The sequence below is a fragment of the uncultured Agathobaculum sp. genome, assembly GCF_963927765.1.
Taxonomy (GTDB): Bacteria; Bacillota; Clostridia; order Oscillospirales; family Butyricicoccaceae; genus Agathobaculum.
Genome location: NZ_CAWVCU010000112.1, coordinates 1 through 4,266 on the forward strand (window position 1 = coordinate 1; position 4,266 = coordinate 4,266).

A 4,266-nucleotide genomic window follows, 5' to 3' on the forward strand; every position below is an offset into this window, starting at 1 on the left:
AGCTTGCCAGCACGGTGGCGGTTTCGCTCTCCGCGGGCAGCGTGAAGGTCAGGCTTTCCGAAATCCTGTCTAGCGGGTTCTGCTCGCCGTCGAGCAGCGAAATGATGTATTTTCCGTCCTGCTGCTGCACCTGCACGATCAGTTTGCCGTGGGTTTCGCAAAGCTTTGCCAGCGCCTCGGCATCCACCGTGATGCTGTGTTGCGCATCGCCCAGCATGACCTGCACGCTTTGTGCGTCGCCCAGCGCTTCCAGCATGGATGGGTCAAAGGTGACCTGCACAGGATCACCCTCGTCCAGTCCGGTGCAGACAATGCGCAGCACGATCGTGACCGTCTTGTTGAGCGTCACGCCGTCCAGCGTCTGGTCAAGCGCGTCCTTCTGGGTCTGCGCCTGCGACAGGCTCTGCGCAATGGTGTCGGCATCGATGGTCGCGGCATTGCGGCGGCATTTGACGTCGGTCACGCTGGATTCGGTGACCGCGTTTTCGATGTACGCGGCGATTTCGCCCTTGGCGGCGTCGTTAACTACCGTGCCGTCCATATTTTGCAGGGCTTCCGTTAGATAGGCGGCCTTGTCCTCGCCCGCCGCGTTGTAGTCGAGCGTAATATTGGACGTCTGCTGATCCTGCTGCACGAGCGCGTGCAGCGCGTCCTCGGACGCGGCTTCGGTCTCGGTCGAGACCAGCCGGAAGCCTTGCATGGTCTGCTTGACCGTCGCGCAGCCGGCCACCTTGCCGTCGACATAGATGACGATATAATACAGATCGTCGGACATCTGGTAGATCTCGCCGATCTCGCCATTCAGCTGCTCGGCAAAAAGTTCGGCAATCGCCTGCAGCTGCTCATTGGTGAACATGTGCGAGACTTCGGGGAAGGAATACGACGGCTTGCCGTAGGACTGCGCATACGACAGCAAAACGCTTTTCAGGGTCGAGCGGTCATCGGCAGCGTCAAATGACACACCGTTTCCCGCAACAAATCCGGTATAGGAATCATCAAAGATACTCATGTCCGAACCGGGATGTTCGGAAAGCGGCAGAAATTCATCCGTGACCAGCTGGTCAAAGTCAGTGATTTTGAACATCACGCCGCAGTTTGCAATCATATTCCCGTCGCAGCGCGCGGGGTCATGGGTGAAAGCATCCTCCGGATAGCAGGGATAGGACTGCAAAAGTGGCCGGTACCCCTCGTTCCACGCGTCCTTTCTGTCCTGTGCCAGCGCGGACGGGTTTTCCGGATCTGCATAGAACGCAGAATTTTCCTCCTGATAATATAAATCGTGCAGCGTGGAGATTTGACCGTTTTTAATCTGGTAATAGCACCATTCCCATGCTGCAGAACCGCCGCTGTAATTGAGATACTCGCCGATTTCCAACACGGTTTCCCCACCGATTTTGCCCAGCATCATGCTGCCCATGACCGCCCGGGTCGGATAAAGGATGTTCGCGTTGACGGCTTTTCCGTTTTCATAGCCCCAAAGCTGGCACAGATTGCCGCCTGTCGCGCCCGCAGAAGTGTGCAGCACCGCCAGCACCGGATAGCCGTCGCCCGCAAAATCGCAGAGCACCGCTTTGATGTCTGCGGTTCCGGCCTGATGATAGATCAGATCCTGCATATTGGCCACTTCGTTGGGCAGCGTATCCAGAATGTTCGCATAGGCGGTGGCCATCTGGGCATCCATTTTACACTTGCTGCGGTCACCGAGGTAGGCAATCTCCTCGAGCAGTGTCTGCGCGGATACGACCTTCTTCGGGATCTTGATTCCGAAGTCCTGCAGAGCCTGCTGGAGCGCCTCATATTCGCTTAGGCCGAAGGTGCCGCTGTCCGAGGAAAAGCCGTAGATATACTGCAGGGTGTCGTAATCCAGTCCGACGCGCTGCAGATGGATTTCATTGAGCGCCGCCCCTTCCCCGGACAGGCCATGCTGAATCCCTTCGTCATAAATCTGCTGCTCCTGTTCGGAAAACGGCGCATCGGAATCAACCGCATCCAGCAGTTCACCGTCTTTGTAATACAGGATGTGGTCAGTAAAATGGCGCGTCGAGGCGGAAAACAGCACATTTTGTCCACTCACTGAGCAGACGGAAACATTGGACACCCCCATGGAGGCGATAAAATTGTACTTGGCGTACAACTGCACCGCTTTTTCTCCGTCGAAGGTGTAAATTTCAATATGGATATCCTGACCCAGCGTTTCGGACTGCGATGCGCCAACGTCCGGGGATGCATAGAGTACAATCAGCTCGTCCTGCCCGTCTCCGGTCAGATCGTACTGCAGAATGCTGATCAGACCGCGGTATTCGGCGTTTTCATCATAGATTTCTCGCGCACTCTTCTGGTCGATTACGCCAAATTCATTGACAAGTCCCTGAATCACCTCGGCATAGGCTTGCTGCTGTGTTTTCTGCGCCATTTCCTCGACCGGCGCGGTTTGTTCGGTCTGCGCGGGTTCGTTTGGCTCGCCCTGTTCGGGTGTTGTTTGCCCGGGTGCCTGCTGCGCTGTACAGCCCGCCGTGCCGCACAGCAGCAGCGCCGCCAGACAGGCGGAAATCCATCTTTTTTTCATCTTTACCCTCATGTTTTCGTTAAGTCAGCTGCTGCATCATGCGGTATGACAGCAGCACGCTCTGTTCGACCGAGCAGTTTTGCTGCGGGGACAGCGCGGTCGCGCTGGTGCCCTTCATAATACCGTGCTGTGCCAGAGAAGTGACCGCTTCCTTGGCGTATGCTGAAACTTGGTTCGCATCGGTGTAGCCGGTCAGCGAACCACCCGCGGTCAGCATCTGCTCGCCGGTCTGCTGCTGGATGTAGCTCGCCGCGCGCCACAGCATGGTGGCAAGCTGCTCACGGGTCAGCTTGCTATCGGGTGAGAAAGTGGTATCCGAAGTGCCGTTGACGATGCCCGCGGCATACGCTTTGCGCACGTCTAGCTCGGTGCAGTCGGCGAAGGTGGATGCGGGTGCTGCGGGCAGCGTCTGACCTGTCACGGTTTCCGCCAGCCGTACCGCCAGCTGCGCAAATTGCAGGCGGGTCGTGTTATCCTGCCAGCCGGGGTTACCGTTCAGTTCTGGAATCAGCCCGGCGGAATCCGCCGCTTCTACCTCGGCTTTCGCCCAGTCGCTCGGCGCGGCAAAGGCGGCCAGCTCGGTGTCGGAAGGAACGTAGTTTGCGGGGTAGGTTCGAATGAAACGATAAGTGCCGTCGGTGTTCTTTTTGATTACACTGTAATACAGGTCGCTGTTCAGCGTGCCATCGTCATGGCACCATTCCTCCATCATGCCGGCTGCGAAGTAACCACTGCCCAGATCATACAGGTGCTGCGGGATGAACTGAATCGTTCCAGGAAAGCTGCCCATACCGAAATAAGCGTGGAAGCACAGCATATCTTGATAGACATAGCAGAAATTGTTGCTATCTTCCATATCCGGCAGCGTAGAACGCTTGAATTTGGAAAAATCAAGCGTTCGGCCGAATAACGCAGTCGTCAGCTTGTCCGCATCGCTTTTGGTAATTGCTCGGTCGAAATTAGGTAAGTCAATCCAAGAGAGTCGATCTATTGCATCAAATGCAATATTATGATCGTACCACGCATCATTTATCATCTGAAGCAGTTTTTGATCGCTGATGGTGCGATAATCTGCGTCATATCCAGAAAACGGAGGGAGAAAGCTCTCAAACAGCGCTTTGCGCTCGCTCGCAGAAAGCGAGGACAGTACGTCCTTGTAGCCGTCCGCAGCGGTATCCAGCGCGGCGACTACCTTGGAACGATCGGAATGATTGCCCTGAAGCATTTCTGTGCGCGAATATTTGGCATTCATCTCAGCAACCAGTTGCTGGAATACCTCATAATCCGCCATGCTCTGTCCAGAAAAATAGCGATCATTGACATGATTGTCTGTGGTGAACATATTTTCTTGATAGGATTCTACCCATTTTGCATCTTCTACCCTGTGCCATTCCCCATTTTCTATGGTGTAGGTATAGTATATCTGATGGTCCTGACGGAAGGACAAATGGTATCGGAAAAACATCTGTTCCGGCGCTTCTGTGCTGCGCGCAAGTTCATAATATGCCGATTCAGGGGGATCGTTCATCACAAAGTCCATTGCGGCGGATGCGATCTTCCGACTGCCGTCCCATACTTCGTATCGTTTGTTTTCGTATGATTGATTGTCCCAAAGCAGCAGCTCGTCCGACCCGTCGCCGTCAAAATCGACCAGATAGGAGCTTGCGTTGGGCATATTGTCCATTGCCTTGAGGTACGCG

2 protein-coding genes are annotated in these 4,266 nt (G+C 55.2%); both read right to left on the bottom strand.

Annotated features, from left to right (window positions below; all coding sequences use genetic code 11):
* Positions 1-2,566 (bottom strand): hypothetical protein (locus ABGT74_RS10525; protein ID WP_346705484.1); only part of this gene is annotated, 2,566 nt, incomplete at its 3' end.
* A gap of 19 nt (positions 2,567-2,585) precedes the next feature.
* Positions 2,586-4,266, bottom strand: a 1,681-nt coding sequence (locus tag ABGT74_RS10530; protein WP_346705485.1) for an S-layer homology domain-containing protein, incomplete at its 5' end; no start/stop codon positions are given.